Origin of the sequence: Kitasatospora sp. NPDC058965 (assembly GCF_042741245.1) — a bacterium.
GTDB lineage: Bacteria > Actinomycetota > Actinomycetes > Streptomycetales > Streptomycetaceae > Kitasatospora.
Window position 1 is genome coordinate 14,697 of record NZ_JBHYKG010000072.1, and the last position, 15,877, is coordinate 30,573.

Below are 15,877 nucleotides of genomic sequence, written 5' to 3' on the forward strand. Positions count from 1 at the left end.
CAGGCCCGTCCGCTCCCCCAGGCGGCGGCGGCCCGGCGTGCGTACCCCCGCCGGTCCGTGACCAGGAGGCCTCGACCACCATGACTGCCCAGCCGACCGCCGGTCGTCCCAGCAGCACCGCGACCCTCGCCGAGCTCGAAGCGGCCAGCCCGTTCGAGTCGCGCCACATCGGCCCCGACGCCGATGCCCAGGAGAAGATGCTCGCCCACGTGGGGTACGCCTCGCTGGCCGAGCTCGCCACCGCCGCCGTTCCGGAGGCGATCCGCTCCATCACCGGCCTGGACCTGCCGGCCGGCCGCACCGAGGCCCAGGTGCTCGCCGAGCTGCGCGAGCTGGCCGGCCGCAACAAGGTGCTCGCCCCGATGATCGGGCTGGGCTACTACGGCACCTTCACCCCGCCGGTGATCCTGCGCAACGTCATGGAGAACCCGGCCTGGTACACGGCCTACACGCCGTACCAGCCGGAGATCTCGCAGGGCCGCCTGGAGGCGCTGCTCAACTTCCAGACCCTGGTCTCCGACCTGACCGGCCTGCCCACCTCCGGTTCCTCGCTGCTCGACGAGGGCACCGCCGCCGCCGAGGCGATGGCGCTGGCCCGCCGGGTGACCAAGGTCAAGGGCGGGGTCTTCCTGGTCGACGCGGACACGCTGCCGCAGACCGTCGCGGTGATCAAGACCCGCGCGCTGCCGACCGGCGTCGAGGTGGTCGTCGCCGACCTGTCCGCCGGCATCCCGGCCGAGATCGCCGAGGGCGGCGTCTTCGGCGTGCTGCTGCAGTACCCGGGCGCCACCGGTGCGGTGCGCGACCTGGCCCCGGTGATCGAGCAGGCGCACGGGCTGGGCGCGATCGTCGCGGTCGCCGCCGACCTGCTGGCGCTGACCCTGCTGAAGTCCCCGGGCGAGCTGGGCGCCGACATCGCCTGCGGCACCTCGCAGCGCTTCGGTGTCCCGATGGGCTTCGGCGGCCCGCACGCCGGCTACCTGTCGGTGCGCGCCGAGTACGCCCGCTCGCTGCCCGGCCGCCTGGTCGGCGTCTCGGTGGACGCCGACGGCCACCGCGCCTACCGCCTGGCGCTGCAGACCCGCGAGCAGCACATCCGCCGCGAGAAGGCCACCAGCAACATCTGCACCGCCCAGGTGCTGCTGGCCGTGATGGCCTCCATGTACGCCGTCTACCACGGCCCGGACGGCCTGGCCGACATCGCCCGCCGCACCCACCGCTACGCGGCCGCGCTGGCGGAGGGCCTGCGGGCCGGCGGCGTCGAGCTGCTGCACGGCGCCTTCTTCGACACCGTCACCGCCAAGGTGCCGGGCCGGGCCGCCGAGGTCGTGGTGGCCGCCCGCGGCGAGGGCGTGAACCTCTACCAGGTGGACGCCGACACCGTCTCGATCTCCTGCGACGAGACCACCACCCGCGAGCACCTGGCCGCCGTGTGGACCGCCTTCGGGGTGGCCGGCGCCGAGGTGGCCGAGTCGGCCGACACGCTGCCGGCCGCGCTGCTGCGCACCGACGAGTACCTGACCCACCCGGTCTTCCACAGCCACCGCTCGGAGACCGCCATGCTGCGCTACCTGCGCCGCCTGTCGGACCGGGACTACGCGCTGGACCGCGGCATGATCCCGCTCGGCTCCTGCACCATGAAGCTCAACGCCACCACCGAGATGGAGGCGGTCACCTGGCCGGAGTTCGGCCAGCTGCACCCCTTCGCGCCGATCGAGCAGGCCCAGGGCTACCTGACCCTTATCCGCCAGCTGGAGCAGCAGCTGGTCGAGGTGACCGGCTACGACGCCGTCTCGATCCAGCCGAACGCCGGCTCGCAGGGCGAGTTCGCCGGTCTGCTCGCGGTCCGCGCCTACCACCACGCCAACGGTGACACCCAGCGCGACGTCTGCCTGATCCCGTCCTCCGCGCACGGCACCAACGCCGCCTCCGCGGTGATGGCCGGCATGCGGGTGGTCGTGGTGAAGACGCTGACCGACGGCGACGTGGACGTCGAGGACCTCAAGGCCAAGATCGAGCAGCACCGCGACCAGCTCTCGGTGCTGATGGTCACCTACCCCTCCACGCACGGCGTGTACGAGACCCAGATCACCGAGATCTGCGCCCTGGTGCACGAGGCGGGCGGCCAGGTGTACGTGGACGGCGCCAACCTGAACGCGCTGGTCGGCCTGGCCAAGCCGGGCAAGTTCGGCGCGGACGTCTCGCACCTGAACCTGCACAAGACCTTCTGCATCCCGCACGGCGGTGGCGGCCCGGGCGTCGGCCCGGTCGCGGTGCGCGCGCACCTGGCGCCGTACCTGCCCAACCACCCGCTGCAGGCCGAGGCCGGTCCGGCCACCGGCGTGGGCCCGATCTCGGCCGCGCCGTGGGGCTCGGCGGCGATCCTGCCGATCTCCTGGGCGTACGTGCGCCTGATGGGCGGCGAGGGCCTCAAGCGCGCCACCCAGGTCGCGGTGCTGAACGCCAACTACATCGCCAAGCGCCTGGCCCCGCACTACCCGGTGCTCTACACCGGCCCCGGCGGCCTGGTCGCGCACGAGTGCATCATCGACCTGCGTCCGCTCACCAAGGAGACGGGGGTGACCGTGGACGACATCGCCAAGCGCCTGATCGACTACGGCTTCCACGCCCCGACCATGTCCTTCCCGGTGGCCGGCACGCTGATGATCGAGCCGACCGAGTCCGAGGACCTGCACGAGATCGACCGCTTCTGCGCGGCGATGATCGAGATCCGCGGCGAGATCGAGAAGGTCGGCTCCGGCGAGTGGGCCGCGGAGGACAACCCGCTGCACAACGCCCCGCACACCGCGGCGGCGCTGGCCGGCGAGTGGGTGCACGGCTACTCGCGCCACGAGGCGGTCTTCCCGGCCGGCGTGAACCCGGCGGACAAGTACTGGCCGCCGGTGAGCCGGATCGACGGTGCCTACGGCGACCGCAACCTGGTCTGCTCCTGCCCGCCGCTGGACGAGTACGGCGTCTGACCCGGACCCAGCCGACGAAGTCCCCGGTGGCCGACGGCCGCCGGGGACTTCGCGGTGGTGCGGGGGTTCCGGGCGAGGCCGGATCCAGCGGTCAGGCAGCGATCACCAGTGCGCGGCGCGGGGCGATCACCCGGCCGTCCGGCAGCAGTTCGCCGGTGTCGTCGAACAGCAGGACGCCGTTGCAGAGCAGACTCCAGCCCTGCTCGGGGTGGTGGGAGACCACCACGGCCGCCTCGCGGTCGGCGGACTCGGCCGACGGACACTCAGGTCGGTGCTGGCACATCTTCGTACCTCGCTTCACTTGCGATCCACGCCCCCCGCAGCGGCACTCAGGTGTGAACCGGCGCATCTGTGGGTAGGAAGGTGGTCCTTCCACGCTGGATCCCAGTGTCATCCCGTACGGGCGCGAACGCACCGGTTTTGGTGACACGTACCACAACTGATGCCCAGAGATCACCCATTCAGATGGCCTGGGCCGGTGTCCGGGTACCGAACGGGCCACCCGGGCCTGATCCGGCCGGGTGGCCCCGAGTAGTCCGACGGGGTGAGGCGGGCGCAAGCGAGCCTTCAGCGGGGCTCAGGCGAAGGCCGTCACCCTGGCGCGGGGACGGGCCAGCCGGGCGAGCAGCTCCTCGGCCGGGTAGGCGTGGTGCGCGGCCACCCCGAGCGGAGCCGGGGCCAGCGGCAGCAGCAGGTCCGCCGCCGGGTCGGCCTCGGGCGCGTGCAGCCAGAGCGCGGTGGCGTAGTGGTCCGGGACCGCGAGCAGCCGCGGCTGGTACACGGTGTGCGAGGGCTGGACCAGCTGCCGGGCCTGGGCCAGGGCGCGCACGGTGGAGTCCAGGTAGGGGCCGGCCGCGAAGTGCGCGAAGCTGTGCCCCTCGCTGGACTTCACCAGGTCGGCGGCGGCCAGCACCGTCCCGCCGCGTTCCAGCAGGAACCGCCAGCCCGTGCGGGGCGCCGCGGCCAGCGCGCGCGCCGTCGCCGCCCCGGGTGGCAGCTGGTGCACGGCCAGCGGATGCGCGGGCAGCAGCGGGCCGGCGGTACTGCTCGCGGCCGCGATGCCGGCACCGCGCAGCGCGGTGTCCGTGCTCAGGGCGGCCAACACGGCCCGCAGGGCGCTGGGCGGGGGCTGGGGGGTCTGCAAGGTCATGGCGGGTCGCCTCTCCGTGCGAGATCGGCGTGCGAAAGCGGCATACCGGCGTGGCGCGACAGGGCCGGGTCCGGTTGGGCGTGATCGCGGGGCTTGGCGCGCGAGTGGACTCCGACAGGGCAGCCGATCGGCCCGGACGACGCAGTCCAGGATCGCTGGGGGTGCCGCGCGGAGCCACTCGAACAGGTGCGCAGGGTGACCTGTTTATCACCTTCCGTCGCGCACGGCAAGTCGGCATCCGCATGAGGAATCGTCAGTTCCCTTGTGCCGCAAGGCATTACGTCACCTCGGGTATCGATCTTCCGGCTGGGCATGATGCAGGGCACGGTGGAGACGGCCGAAGGGGGTAATCCGTGGGGGAGAAGGTCATCGCGACCCGGGCCGAACTGGCGGACCGGCAGCAGTACCGGCGCAAGCTGCAGTCCTGCCAGGAGGCGCTGGAGCGGATGCTGCGGGAAGGGCGCTTCGACCGCCCCCGGGCCAGGATCGGCCTGGAGATCGAGCTCAACCTGGCCGACGAGCAGGGCCAGCCGGTGCTGGGCAACGAGCGGGTGCTGGAGGCCATCGCCTGCGGCGACTTCCAGACCGAGCTCGGCCAGTTCAACATCGAGGTCAACATCGCCCCGCACCGGCTCGGCGGCCACGTGTTCGAGGAGCTGCGGGAGGAGCTGGACACCGGGCTGCGCTACGCCGACCGGCGGGCCGAGGAGGCCGGCGCCCGGATCGTGATGGTCGGGGTGCTGCCGACCCTGGACCTGGCGCACACCGGGCTGGACGCGATGAGCCACAACAACCGCTACAGCCTGCTCAGCGACCAGATCCTGGCGGCCCGCGGCGAGGACATCGCGCTGGACATCGAGGGGGTGGAGCACCTGCAGCTGGACTCGGTCTCCATGGTGGCCGAGGCCGCCGCCACCTCGCTGCAGCTGCACCTGCAGGTCACCCCGGACCGGTTCGCCCCGGTCTGGAACGCCGCCCAGGCGATCTCCGCCAGCCAGGTGGCGCTCGGCGCCAACTCGCCCTTCCTGTTCGGCCGCGAACTGTGGCGCGAGACCCGGCCGGTCCTCTTCCAGCAGGCCTGCGACACCCGGTCGGCCGAGCTCAAGGCACAGGGCGTGCGCCCGATCACCTGGTTCGGCGAGCGCTGGGTGGACTCGGTGACCGACCTGTTCGCGGAGAACCTGCGCTACTTCCCGGCCCTGCTGCCGATCTGCGACGACGAGGACCCGGCCAAGGTGCTGGCCTCCGGCGGCGTGCCGCGGCTGGGCGAGATGCGGCTGCACAACGGCACCATCTACCGGTGGAACCGCCCGGTCTACGACGTGGCCGACGGGGTGCCGCACCTGCGGGTGGAGAACCGCTGCCTGCCGGCCGGCCCGACGGTGGCCGACACGCTGGCCAACGCCGCCTACTACTACGGGCTGGTCCGGGTGCTGGCCGAGCAGCCGCGCCCGGTCTGGACCCGGCTGCCGTTCGCCCGGGCGGACGAGAACTTCCACACCGCCTGCCGCTACGGCATCGACGCCTCGGTGCACTGGGTGCGCCAGGGCCGCGGCGCCCGCGGCGGGCCGACCGAGCTGCCGGTGGTGGACCTGGTGCTCGGCGAGCTGCTGCCGCTGGCGTACCAGGGCCTGGACGAGTGGGGCGTGCAGCCCGCCGACCGGGACCGCTACCTCGGGATCATCGAGCAGCGCTGCCTGCGCCGCACCAACGGCGCGAGCTGGCAGGCCGCCACCGTGCACCAGCTGCGCGAGCGGTACGGGATGGACCGGGGGACCGCGCTGGCCACCATGACCAGGCGGTACATGGAGCTGTCCCGGGCCGGGGAGCCGGTGCACACCTGGCCGGTGGGGTGACGCGTCGCTCCGGGCGCCCTCACCGTGGTGTGACAAGATGATCCGCCATGACGATGGCACGGCCCGCGCAGCCCGAGATGATCCTGCCGCCCGGCGACCGCCGGCGCCGGCTGTTCGGCGCGGAGCTGCTCATCGTGCTCGGCCTCTCGCTCGGGGCCAGCGGGGTGTACGCGCTGATCAGCTTCCTCGGCTCGGTCACCGAGCACGCGGCGCTGGCCAAGCAGACCGTCTCGCTGAACGCCTCGGCGGCGCCCGGGCGGCCCTGGCTCGACCTGGCCTACCAGCTCTACTACATCGCCAAGGGCGTGATGCCGGTGGTGCTGGTGGGCTACCTGCTGGTGCGCGAGGACAGCTCGCTGCGCGCGCTCGGCTTCGACCTGCGGCAGAAGCTGCGCGACCTGGGGCGCGGCGCGGCGGTGGCGGCCATGATCGGCGGCAGCGGGCTGGCCCTGTACTTCGGCTCCAAGGCGGCCGGGTTCAACCTCAACGTGGCGCCGTCCGGTCTGCCGGACGTCTGGTGGCGGATCCCGGTGCTGGTGCTCTCCGCCTGCCAGAACGCGGTGCTGGAGGAGGTGGTGGTGCTCGGCTACCTGGTCCGCCGGCTGGACCAGCGCGGCTGGTCGGCCGGGGCGGTGCTGGCCACCAGCGCGGCGGTGCGCGGTTCGTACCACCTGTACCAGGGCGTCGGCGGGCTGCTCGGGAACATGGTGATGGGTGCGGTCTTCGTGCTGCTCTACCGGCGCTGGGGCCGGGTGATGCCGATGGTGGCCGCGCACGCGCTGATCGACACGGTGGCCTTCGTCGGCTACGCGCTGCTGAAACCGCACCTCGGCTGGCTCTGACCCGGTCAGGCCGGTGGCCCGGACCGGGACGGTCCGGGCCACCGGGTCGAGCCCACCGGTCAGGCCGGAGCGCCGGCCGCCTCGTGCAGCTGGGCGTACGGCGCCAGCTTGCGCAGCGACTCGATGTTCTTCAGCAGCGACTCCTTGGTCTCGTGCGCGTCGCCGACCACGACGACCGAGCCGTTGCTGGCCTTGAGGCGGAAGCGGTGCATGCCGTCCGCGTCGGTGTAGAGCTCGAACTTGCCTGCCATGGCAGTGGTCACCTCTCGTCCGATGGACCCCCTCGGTCGAAACGTAGGGTCAAACCTGTTGGAGCGCAGGCCAGATGACCCATCCGGGTCACGGGCGGGGAGGGCGGGGGCGGGCCGTGCGGGGTGGTCCGCTACGCTCGGGCCCTCGTCGAGCAGCGATCAGGAGTGCGCCGATGCGGGTGGAGCGGGGGCCGGGACGGCGGCGCGGGTGGCGGGCGCTGCTGGTGGCGGGGGTCGTGGCGGGCGCGGCGGCGGGCTGCGGGTCGAACGACGACGCGTACGTGGCGCTGCAGAAGGCGATGGCGTCGCACCTGACGAACGTGGACCACCGGCCGGTCGCCTCGGTCGCCTGCACCCCGCACGTGCACGGCACGATGCGCGGCGACACCGCGCACCTGAGCTGCCGGGTGGTCTTCAAGGACGGCAGCTCCTACACGGCGGCCGCCACGATCCACAACCAGAACGACGGCGGACGGCACAACATGCCCGACGTCTACCGGTGGGACAGCCCGCCGAGCCGTTGACGGCCGGTGCTCAGCCGAGCGGGCGGATCAGCGCGGTGTCGAAGAGGTCGAAGGCGCGCGGCAGCGGTCCCTCGTCGTGGTGGTGCAGGGCGGACCAGAAGAGGTCGCCGGGCAGCGCCGTGCGGGCCGCGTAGACCCGGTAGGCGTAGCGGCGGCCGTCCACGCCGGCCAGTTCGACCAGCCAGCAGCCCTCCGGCGGCGGATCTGACGGATCGTCAAAGATGGTGCACTGCGGTGGCCGTGGCAACGGGGCTCCCTCCCGGGGCGGGGCTCACCAGTGCAGACCGCCGGAGCGCGGGGAAGGTTGTGCCGGTGGGGCAAGTTCAGTCCTACGGGGCGCCGGTTCGAACAGCGGGTCAGGCGGCCGCCTCGACCCGCAGGCGCCGGGCGGCGGCCGGCTCCGCCGCCGGGGCGCAGCGGGCCAGCCGGCGCACCTCGGGCACCGCCAGCACCAGCAGCGAGAGCAGCGTCATCGCGCCCGCGCAGGCCCACAGGGCGCCGTCCAGGCCCAGCCCGCCGGCCAGCGGGGCGGCGGCCGCCGTCCCGACCGGGGCCAGCGCCACCGAGCCGCACCAGTCGTAGGCGGCCACCCGGGAGAAGGAGGCGGCGGGGATCTCCTGCTGCAGCGCCATGGTCCAGCTGACCCCGTAGACCGTGCCGCCGACGCCGGAGGCGAACATCGCCGCGCCCAGCAGGGCGAGCGGTGCGCCGGCCGCGAGCGCGGCGGCCGGCAGGCCGAAGGCGAGGATGCCGAAGGTCCCGGCCAGCAGCAGCCGGCGCGGCTGCCAACGGACCATCAGCAGCCCGCCGGCCACCAGCCCGGCGCCCATCACCGCGTTCACCAGGCCCCACGGGCGCGGCCCGCCCAGCCGCAGGTCGGCCACGATCGGACCGAGCACCGACTCCGCGGCCACCAGCGCGGCGTTCACCACGCTGTACTGCACGACCACCGCCCAGAGCCAGCGCCGCGAGGTGAACTCCCGCCAGCCCACCCGCAGGTCGGCCAGCATCCCGGGCCCGGCCGGCGGGGTGGCCGCGGCCGGTTCGCGCAGCAGCGCGCGCAGGGCGGCGGCCGCGGTCAGCGCCACCGCGTCCAGGCCCAGCACCCAGCCAGGCCCGACCACCGCCACCAGGGTGCCGCCGAGCGCGGCACCGGCGATCTGCGAGGAGTTGAGCGCGGTGCGGAAGAGCGCGAAGGCCCGCCCGGCGCCCTCCTGGTCCACCGACTCCATCAGCATGCCCTCGGCGGCGGGCGCGAAGAACGCCAGCGCGATCCCGTTGGCGGCGGACAGCAGCACGATCTCCCACAGCCGCGCCGCACCGGCCACCACCAGCACCGCGAGCAGGGCCTGGGAGAGCGCGTTCCCCAGGTTCGCCGCGACCATCACCCGGTGCCGGGGCAGCCGGTCCGCCAGTGCGCCGCCGACCAGCAGGAAGAGCACGGTGGCGGCCAGCCGGGCACCGGTGACCGAGCCGATCTCGGCGGGACCGCCGCCGATCCGCAGCACCGCGAAGGCGGTGGCGATCGGCGCGCCCGCGTTGCCGAGTCCGCTGATCACGGTGGCGGCGGTCTGGATCTGGTAGCTGCGCCCGGCCCAGGGGAGGCGGGGGGCGCGGTCCTCGGTTCGGTTCGGCATTCGCCCGACTATGACGGTGGCATGGGTGGCTGCTGCCCTGGCTCACGGACAGGTAGGGGGAGTTACCCGGCGACCGGCGCACCAAACCCGTTCGGGGCCACCGATGCGGTGTCAGCCCAGGTGGCCGCGGAGGAAGGTGAGGGTGCGCCGCCAGGCGATGCCGGCCTGCAACGGGTCGTAGGTGCCCAGCAGGTTCTCGTCGTTCATGAAGGCGTGCCCGGCCGGGTAGAAGTGGATCTCGGGGCGGCGGTCGGTGGCCTCGCCGATCCGGATCGCCGCCTCGTCCACCGCCTCCAGCGGCAGGCCGTGGTCGCGCTCGGCGAAGTGGCCCAGCACGTGCGCGGTCAGGCCGCGGTAGTCGTAGTCGGCCTCCCGCGGCAGTCCGTAGAAGGGGACCACGGCCGCCACCCGGTCGCCCTCCTGGGAGGCCAGCCGCATCGCGAAGCCGCCGCCCATGCAGAAGCCGACCACGGCGACGGCGTCGCCGACGATCGCCGGGTGGGCCAGCAGGAAGTCCACCGCGCCGCGCAGGTCGCGCACCGCGCCGTCGACCGGCAGCTCGGCGAGCAGCGCGGCGGCCTCGGCGCGGTCGTGGGTGGTGGTGCCGCCGTACAGGTCGGGGGCCATGGCCAGGTAGCCCTCGGCCGCGAACCGGTCCACCATCGCCTTGATGTGCGAGGTCAGGCCCCACCACTCCTGGACCACCAGCAGCCCCGGACCGCCCCCCTGCGGCGGCAGCGCCAGGTAGCCGTGTGCCTGGCCTGCGTTGCTCGGGAAGGTCACGTTCTGCGCGGCGGACTCGGCCATCGGGCATCTCCAGAAGAGCCGCGAGCGCGGCGGTGGGCCGCCGCGCCGGCGGGACCGGGCGGCCCGCGGGGACGATGGTATGCGGCAGTGCAGCCGACGGTCCGTCAGGTGGCCGACCGGGCACCCGCGATGTCGCCCGTCCGGGCGAAACGGGCGTCAGCCCATCTCCTCCAGCGCCTTGCCCCGGGTCTCCCGGATGCACAGCACCACGAACGGGACGGAGAGCAGCGCGAAGCCCGCGTAGACCATGTAGGTGGCCGACAGGTTCCAGTCGGCCAGGCTCGGGAAGCTCACGGTGATCGCCCAGTTGGCGAGCCACTGCGCCGAGGCGGCGACCGACAGGGCCAGCGCGCGGATCCTGTTGGGGAACATCTCGCCCAGCAGCACCCAGACCACCACGCCCCAGGAGAACGCGAAGCAGAGCACGAAGACGTGCGCGGCGACCAGGGCCACGGTGCCCTGCAGGCTCGGCAGGCCGGCGCCGGCCCCGGAGCCGGTGCGGTAGGAGAACGCCCAGGCGGCGGTGGCCAGCGCCGCCGCCATGCCGATCGAGCCGGCCACCGCCAGCGGCTTGCGCCCGATCCGGTCCACCAGGACCATCGCGATCACGGTGCCGATCACGTTGACGATCGAGGTGGAGAGGCTGATCAGCAGCGAGTTGCTCTCGTTGATGCCGACCGACTGCCAGAGCACCGAGGAGTAGTAGAAGATCACGTTGATGCCGACGAACTGCTGGAAGACCGAGGCGCCGATGCCGACCCAGACGATCGGCAGCAGGCCGAACCGGCCGCCGGTCAGGTCGGCCGGGCGGGGCTTGTGCTCGCTGCGCAGCACCGCGCCGATCTGCGCCACCCGGGCGTCCAGGTCGACGTCGGGGCCCTCCACCTCGGTGAGCACCTCGCGGGCCTGCTGCTCGCGGCCGGTGGCGATCAGGTGGCGCGGGGACTCGGGGATGGCCAGCGCCATCAGGCCGTAGACCAGTGCGGGCACGGTCTCCACGCCGAGCATCCACTGCCAGGCCTGGATGCCGCCGAGGTGGTTGGTCGACTCGCCGCCGGCCGCGTCGTTGATCGCCCAGTTGGCCAGCTGGGAGACCGTGATGCCGAGCACGATGGCCATCTGCTGGAACGAGGCGAGCCGGCCGCGGTAGGCGGTCGGCGCGACCTCGGCGATGTACGTGGGGGCGATCACCGAGGCGATGCCGATCGCCACCCCGCCCAGCACCCGCCACAGGGCCAGCACCTGCACGCTGGGCGGGAACATCGAGCCGACCCCGCTGACCGCGAAGAGCGCCGCGGCCAGCAGCATGGTGCGCACCCGCCCGAGCCGGTCGGCCAGCTGACCGGCCACCACCGCGCCGACGGCGGAGCCGAGCAGTGCGATCGCCACCACGAAGGCCGTCTCGCCGGCGCCGACCTGGAAGTGCTTCTGGATGCCGGTGACCGCGCCGTTGATCACCGCGCTGTCGTAGCCGAACAGGAAGCCGCCCATGGCCGCGGCCGCCGAGACGAAGACGACGTGGCCGAGCTGGGCGGGGGCCGCGGCACGGGTCGGCGGGGCGGTGCTGGACACGGGTGCGGCTCCCGTCGGGAGAGTGGGCGTGGTCCTGACCATCAGACCAGCAGTCCGCCCGCTTTCCCCCGCTTCACCACGGTATGTCGCGTTCAGTGCACCGGGCAGCCGCCCTGCTCGCCCAGCCGGCGCAGCAGCTGGGCCCGCGCGCCGGCGTCGCCCGGCCCGTTCCGTTCGGCCAGCCGCTCGGCGGTGACCGCCTGCTGCTCGGGCGTCAGCTTGCCGTCGAACTTGAACTTCGCGTGCACCTGGCCGATCGTCAGCCGCAGGCCGAGCAGCCCCGACAGGTGCGGACCGAACGGCTCCTCGCCCGGGACCACCCGGGTGTCCGGGGTCTCCGGCTGGAAGTGCGCGAGCTGCCGGTTCAGGATCTCCGCCTTGCCCGCCGGGTCCGCCACCACCTCGGCCCTGCAGTGCAGTTGGACCGACGCGTAGTAGCTGGTCGGCACCTGGGTGGGGCGCCAGTGGCCCGGCGCGAAGACGTAGTCGTCGGTGACCATCAGCACCACCCGGTCGTCCGCCCGCAGCGCGGCGAACAGCGGGTTGGGCACGGCCAGGTGGAGCAGCACCCGGTCGCCGTCCAGCAGGAAGTGGGTGGGCACCAGCACCGGCGGGCCGTCCGGGTGGTTGGCGGCCAGCACGCCGAAGTCCCGCTCGGCCAGGAACGCCCGCCACTCCTGCTCGCTGCCCTTGTCCCAGGAGCGGATCAGCACGGCGCACCGCCGTCCCGGGACCCGGTCAGGTACGCCGGCAGGCCGCGGGTGGTGCCGGGGTGCGGCACCGGGGCGTCGTGGACGGTGCGCACCGGGACCACGCCGGACCAGTACGGCAGATCGGCGTCGGCCGGGTCGTCGTCCGCGCCGTCGGCCCGGGTCTTGGCCGAGACCTCGTCCAGCACCAGGCGGACCACCGCGGTGGCGGCCAGCTCCTTGGGGTTGGCCGGGCGGCAGTCGGCGGCGCGGCCGGGGACCGCCTGGTCGACCAGGGCGTCCAGCGCCACCGCCAGCTCCTGCGGGTCCGTCACCTGCTCGGCGACGCCGTGCGCGACCACCGAGCGGAAGTTGACCGAGTGGTTGAAGGCGGACTTGGTCAGCACCAGGGCGTCCACCTGGGTCACCGTGACGCAGACCGGCAGCCCGTCGGGCCGGCCGGCCGCGCGCAGCGGCCGGCTGCCGGTGGAGCCGTGCAGGTAGAGCCGGTCGCCGACCCGGGCGTAGATGGTGGGCAGCACCACCGGGCGGCCCTGCTCGTCGGCGAAGCCGAGGTGGCAGACCCAGGCGGAGTCGAGGATCGCGTGGATCTCGGCCCGCTCCCAGCCGGCCCGGTCCCGGTAGCGGGTGGGGGTGGTCCGCGGGGTGCGGGCGTAGGTCGGCGCCTGCTCCTGCGACATGGTGGTACTCCCTGCTGGCGTCCGCTATGTACTAGTGCATAATTATGTTTGTGCTAGGAGACTATCGGATTCAGGGTCGGCGTGCCAGCGAGATCGCGGCCGACGTGGAGCAGGCGGTGGCGGCCGGCCGGCTGGAGCCGGGGCAGGCGCTGCCGCCGCTGCGCGAGCTGGCCGAGGAGCTCGCGGTCAACCCGAACACCGTGGCCGCCGCCTACCGGCTGCTGCGCGACCGCGGGGTGATCGAGACCGCCGGGCGCAAGGGCAGCCGGATCCGCCCCCGGCCGGTCACCTCCTACCGTGACCAGGTCCGGCTCGCCGTGCCGCCGGGCGTGCGCAACCTGGCCGCCGGCAACCCCGACCCGCACCTGCTGCCCGCGCTCGGCCCGGCGCTCGCGGTGGCCGGCGCGGCCGCCGACCGGGAGCCGCTGCTCTACGGCCACCGGGCCGCGGAGCCGGAGCTGCTCGCGCTCGCCACCGCGGGCTTCGCCGCGGACGGGGTGCCGACGCAGGCGCTGGCCGTCACCAACGGCGCGCTGGACGCGATCGACCGCACCCTCGCCGTCCGGCTGCGCCCGGGCGACCAGGTGGGCGTCGAGGACCCGGGCTGGGCCAGCCTGTACGACCTGCTGCCGGCGCACGGGCTGCGCCCGGTGGCGGTCGCGCTGGACGAGTCCGGGCCGCGGCCGGAGTCGGTGGCCGCGGCCTGCGCGGCCGGGGTGCGGGCGCTGATCGTGACCAGCAGGGCGCAGAACCCCACCGGTGCGGCGCTGACCGCCGAGCGGGCCGCCGAGCTGCGCGCGGTGCTGGCCCGCCACCCCGAGGTGCTGCTGATCGAGGACGACCACGGCCACGGCATCACCCGGCTGCCCTGCCACACCCTGGCGGGGGAGGACGGCCCGGAGCACTGGGTGGTGATCCGCTCGGCCGCCAAGGCCTTCGGCCCCGACCTGCGGCTGGCGGTGCTGGCCGGCGACCGGGACACGGTGGACCGGCTGCTGGGCCGCCAGCGGTTGGACACCGGCTGGGTCAGCCACCTGCTGCAGCGCACCGCGGCCGAGCTGTGGCGCACCCTGGGGGCCGCGCCGGCCGGGGTGGCCGAGGCGTACCAGCAGCGGCGCGACGCCCTGCTGGGGGAGCTGGCCCGGTACGGGATCCAGGGCCGGGGGCGCAGCGGCCTGAACGTCTGGGTGCCGGTGCCGGAGGAGACGGCGGCCGTCGTCGGCCTGCTGCAGCGCGGCTGGGCGGTGACCGCCGGGGCGGTGTTCCGGTTGCAGTCCCCGCCCGGGATCCGGATCACCGTCAGCCGGCTGGAGCCGGAGGAGGCGCCGCGGTTGGCGGCCGACCTGGCGGCGGTGCTCGGCGCGGCGGGCGCGGCCGCGCGGCAGATCTGAAGAATCTTCGGTTCGAGTCCGTCGTTACCGGCGGTAAGCGGGACAGGGCCGGGCTCCGGCCATTCGGCTACGCAGAGTATCGCAACTCGGGTACGAAACTCATCGGTAACAGAGCGGGAACGGCGGCCCTCCCTACCTAGCGGTAACAAACGCGGTCATGTCACATTCGTCGCGCCACCGGCCGGCGGTACACCCTCACCTCACGCGACTCCCCGCCCCACAGCCAGGGGAGCCGTGTCGACCGCAGGAGTTCCGTCGTGCTCGAAAGATCGTCCAGCACCACGCGCGTTCCCAGAACCAAGCGGTTCACCGCCGCCCTGCTCTCCCTCCCGCTCTCCGCCACCGGCCTGCTGGTGCTCGCTGCTCCCGCCCACGCGAGCAGCGGTCCCACCGCCAGCGTCAGCCTCGGCGACTCGTACATCTCCGGCGAGGCCGGCCGCTGGCAGGGCAACAGCGACACCGCCTCGGGCAGCCGGGACGGCACCGACCGGGCCTGGACCGGCTCCGGCTACAACCCGAGCGCCGTCTACGGCTCCACCTACGCCAGCGGGTGCGACCGCTCGGACACGGCGGAGGTCAACAGCGCCACCGGGATCGCCGCCACCAGCATCAACCTGGCCTGCTCCGGCGCCACCACCGCCAACGTCTTCCGGGCCGCCGACGGCGGCCAGTCCTTCAAGGGCGAGGCCCCGCAGGCCGACCAGTTGGCCGCCGTCGCGGCCAACCACACGGTCAAGCTGGTCACGCTGTCGATCGGCGGCAACGACCTCGGCTTCGCCGACGTGATCGCCACCTGCGCCAAGGACTACCTGATCTGGTACTCCTACTGCCACTCCAGCCAGCAGTCCGCGATCGACAGCAAGATGCCGGCCGCGATGGCCGGGGTCGGCAAGGCGATCGACGAGATCCGGGCGGTGATGAGCGCGGACGGCTACGCCGCGGGCTCCTACCGGCTGGTGCTGCAGTCCTACCCCTCGCCGATCCCGCGCTCCAGCGAGAACCGCTACTCGGAGAGCGGCTGGGACCGGGCCGACACCGGCGGCTGCCCGTTCTGGGACGCCGACTCGGACTGGGCCCGCGACTCGATGGTGCCGGAGATCTCCAACGCGCTGGGCAAGGTGGCCGCGAGCAAGGGCGTCGAGTTCCTGGACCTGCGCGACTTCCTGCAGGGCCGCGAGGTCTGCTCCACCGGCAGCCAGCTCTCCGACCCGGACACCGCCCCCTCGGCGAGCACCAGCGAGTGGGCCCGGTTCGTGGACACCGGCCTGTCCGCCAGCCAGGGCACGGTGCAGGAGTCCATGCACCCGAACTCCTACGGTCAGCAGGGGCTGGGCCGCTGCCTGAGCCTGGTCTGGGCGGCACCGGTGGGCAACCACACCTGCCGCAACACGCCGGGCCGGGACGCCTCCGGGGTCTACCTCGGCTGACGCACCGTCGGCGGACACGCCGCCGCGCCCGTCCCACGACCCCCGGGAC

The 15,877-nt window shown here is 73.7% G+C and carries 15 protein-coding genes; 6 read left to right on the forward strand and 9 right to left on the reverse strand.

The window, feature by feature from the left end:
- The first annotated feature begins 80 nt into the window (after positions 1-80).
- Positions 81-2,981 (forward strand): aminomethyl-transferring glycine dehydrogenase, encoded by a 2,901-nt coding sequence (gene gcvP, locus ACFW1A_RS14900; protein WP_380408929.1) that lies wholly within the window; start codon positions 81-83, stop codon positions 2,979-2,981.
- Positions 2,982-3,072: 91 nt separating this feature from the next.
- Here the strand turns inward: gcvP and ACFW1A_RS14905 are convergent, their stop codons facing one another.
- Positions 3,073-3,264: a DUF5999 family protein gene (locus ACFW1A_RS14905; protein WP_380408955.1), complete on the reverse strand. Its 192-nt coding sequence runs from the start codon at positions 3,262-3,264 to the stop codon at positions 3,073-3,075.
- 294 nt (positions 3,265-3,558) lie between these two features.
- Positions 3,559-4,131 (reverse strand): hypothetical protein, encoded by a 573-nt coding sequence (locus ACFW1A_RS14910; protein WP_380408931.1) that lies wholly within the window; start codon positions 4,129-4,131, stop codon positions 3,559-3,561.
- Between the two features lie 353 nt (positions 4,132-4,484).
- On the opposite strand from ACFW1A_RS14910, the gene ACFW1A_RS14915 reads away from it, so the two are divergent.
- Positions 4,485-5,987: a glutamate--cysteine ligase gene (locus ACFW1A_RS14915; protein ID WP_380408933.1), complete on the forward strand. Its 1,503-nt coding sequence runs from the start codon at positions 4,485-4,487 to the stop codon at positions 5,985-5,987.
- A gap of 53 nt (positions 5,988-6,040) precedes the next feature.
- Positions 6,041-6,829, forward strand: coding sequence for a CPBP family intramembrane glutamic endopeptidase (locus ACFW1A_RS14920; protein WP_380408957.1), 789 nt, complete (start codon positions 6,041-6,043; stop codon positions 6,827-6,829).
- Between the two features lie 59 nt (positions 6,830-6,888).
- Here the strand turns inward: ACFW1A_RS14920 and ACFW1A_RS14925 are convergent, their stop codons facing one another.
- A complete protein-coding gene (locus tag ACFW1A_RS14925; protein WP_380408935.1) occupies positions 6,889-7,080 on the reverse strand; it encodes a YegP family protein in 192 nt (63 codons plus the stop codon).
- A gap of 173 nt (positions 7,081-7,253) precedes the next feature.
- On the opposite strand from ACFW1A_RS14925, the gene ACFW1A_RS14930 reads away from it, so the two are divergent.
- A complete protein-coding gene (locus tag ACFW1A_RS14930; protein WP_380408937.1) occupies positions 7,254-7,604 on the forward strand; it encodes a hypothetical protein in 351 nt (116 codons plus the stop codon).
- A gap of 10 nt (positions 7,605-7,614) precedes the next feature.
- On the opposite strand, the gene ACFW1A_RS14935 is transcribed toward ACFW1A_RS14930, so the two are convergent.
- The 6 genes from ACFW1A_RS14935 to ACFW1A_RS14960 form a co-directional block, all read right to left on the reverse strand.
- Entirely contained in the window at positions 7,615-7,851 is a 237-nt protein-coding gene (locus ACFW1A_RS14935) for a hypothetical protein (protein ID WP_380408939.1), read from the reverse strand.
- A 109-nt stretch (positions 7,852-7,960) separates the two neighbouring features.
- Complete coding sequence (locus ACFW1A_RS14940; protein WP_380408941.1) at positions 7,961-9,241, reverse strand: MFS transporter; 1,281 nt, start codon at positions 9,239-9,241, stop codon at positions 7,961-7,963.
- 111 nt (positions 9,242-9,352) lie between these two features.
- Positions 9,353-10,048, reverse strand: coding sequence for a dienelactone hydrolase family protein (locus tag ACFW1A_RS14945; RefSeq protein WP_380408943.1), 696 nt, complete (start codon positions 10,046-10,048; stop codon positions 9,353-9,355).
- 156 nt (positions 10,049-10,204) lie between these two features.
- Positions 10,205-11,662: a sugar porter family MFS transporter gene (locus ACFW1A_RS14950; protein WP_380408945.1), complete on the reverse strand. Its 1,458-nt coding sequence runs from the start codon at positions 11,660-11,662 to the stop codon at positions 10,205-10,207.
- A gap of 50 nt (positions 11,663-11,712) precedes the next feature.
- Complete coding sequence (locus ACFW1A_RS14955) at positions 11,713-12,333, reverse strand: FMN-binding negative transcriptional regulator (RefSeq protein WP_380408947.1); 621 nt, start codon at positions 12,331-12,333, stop codon at positions 11,713-11,715.
- Positions 12,327-13,010: a pyridoxamine 5'-phosphate oxidase family protein gene (locus ACFW1A_RS14960; protein WP_380408949.1), complete on the reverse strand. Its 684-nt coding sequence runs from the start codon at positions 13,008-13,010 to the stop codon at positions 12,327-12,329. Before ACFW1A_RS14960 ends, ACFW1A_RS14955 begins: the two co-directional genes overlap by 7 nt.
- Before the next feature lie 50 nt (positions 13,011-13,060).
- On the opposite strand from ACFW1A_RS14960, the gene ACFW1A_RS14965 reads away from it, so the two are divergent.
- Both ACFW1A_RS14965 and ACFW1A_RS14970 read left to right on the forward strand, forming a co-directional pair.
- A complete protein-coding gene (locus ACFW1A_RS14965) occupies positions 13,061-14,401 on the forward strand; it encodes an aminotransferase class I/II-fold pyridoxal phosphate-dependent enzyme (protein ID WP_380408951.1) in 1,341 nt (446 codons plus the stop codon).
- Between the two features lie 257 nt (positions 14,402-14,658).
- Positions 14,659-15,828 carry a GDSL-type esterase/lipase family protein gene (locus tag ACFW1A_RS14970; RefSeq protein WP_380408953.1) on the forward strand — a complete coding sequence of 390 codons (1,170 nt, stop codon included), beginning with the start codon at positions 14,659-14,661 and terminating at the stop codon, positions 15,826-15,828.
- Positions 15,829-15,877 lie beyond the last annotated feature (49 nt).

Bases quoted from the DNA above. Each gene is read 5' to 3' on its own strand.
- ACFW1A_RS14925 (WP_380408935.1), bottom strand. From the start codon at position 7,080: ATGGCAGGCAAGTTCGAGCTCTACACCGACGCGGACGGCATGCACCGC.
- ACFW1A_RS14905 (WP_380408955.1), bottom strand. From the start codon at position 3,264: ATGTGCCAGCACCGACCTGAGTGTCCGTCGGCCGAGTCCGCCGACCGC.
- ACFW1A_RS14945 (WP_380408943.1), bottom strand. From the start codon at position 10,048: ATGGCCGAGTCCGCCGCGCAGAACGTGACCTTCCCGAGCAACGCAGGC.
- ACFW1A_RS14920 (WP_380408957.1), top strand. From the start codon at position 6,041: ATGGCACGGCCCGCGCAGCCCGAGATGATCCTGCCGCCCGGCGACCGC.
- ACFW1A_RS14940 (WP_380408941.1), bottom strand. From the start codon at position 9,241: ATGCCGAACCGAACCGAGGACCGCGCCCCCCGCCTCCCCTGGGCCGGG.
- ACFW1A_RS14960 (WP_380408949.1), bottom strand. From the start codon at position 13,010: ATGTCGCAGGAGCAGGCGCCGACCTACGCCCGCACCCCGCGGACCACC.
- gcvP (WP_380408929.1), top strand. From the start codon at position 81: ATGACTGCCCAGCCGACCGCCGGTCGTCCCAGCAGCACCGCGACCCTC.
- ACFW1A_RS14950 (WP_380408945.1), bottom strand. From the start codon at position 11,662: ATGGTCAGGACCACGCCCACTCTCCCGACGGGAGCCGCACCCGTGTCC.
- ACFW1A_RS14930 (WP_380408937.1), top strand. From the start codon at position 7,254: ATGCGGGTGGAGCGGGGGCCGGGACGGCGGCGCGGGTGGCGGGCGCTG.
- ACFW1A_RS14910 (WP_380408931.1), bottom strand. From the start codon at position 4,131: ATGACCTTGCAGACCCCCCAGCCCCCGCCCAGCGCCCTGCGGGCCGTG.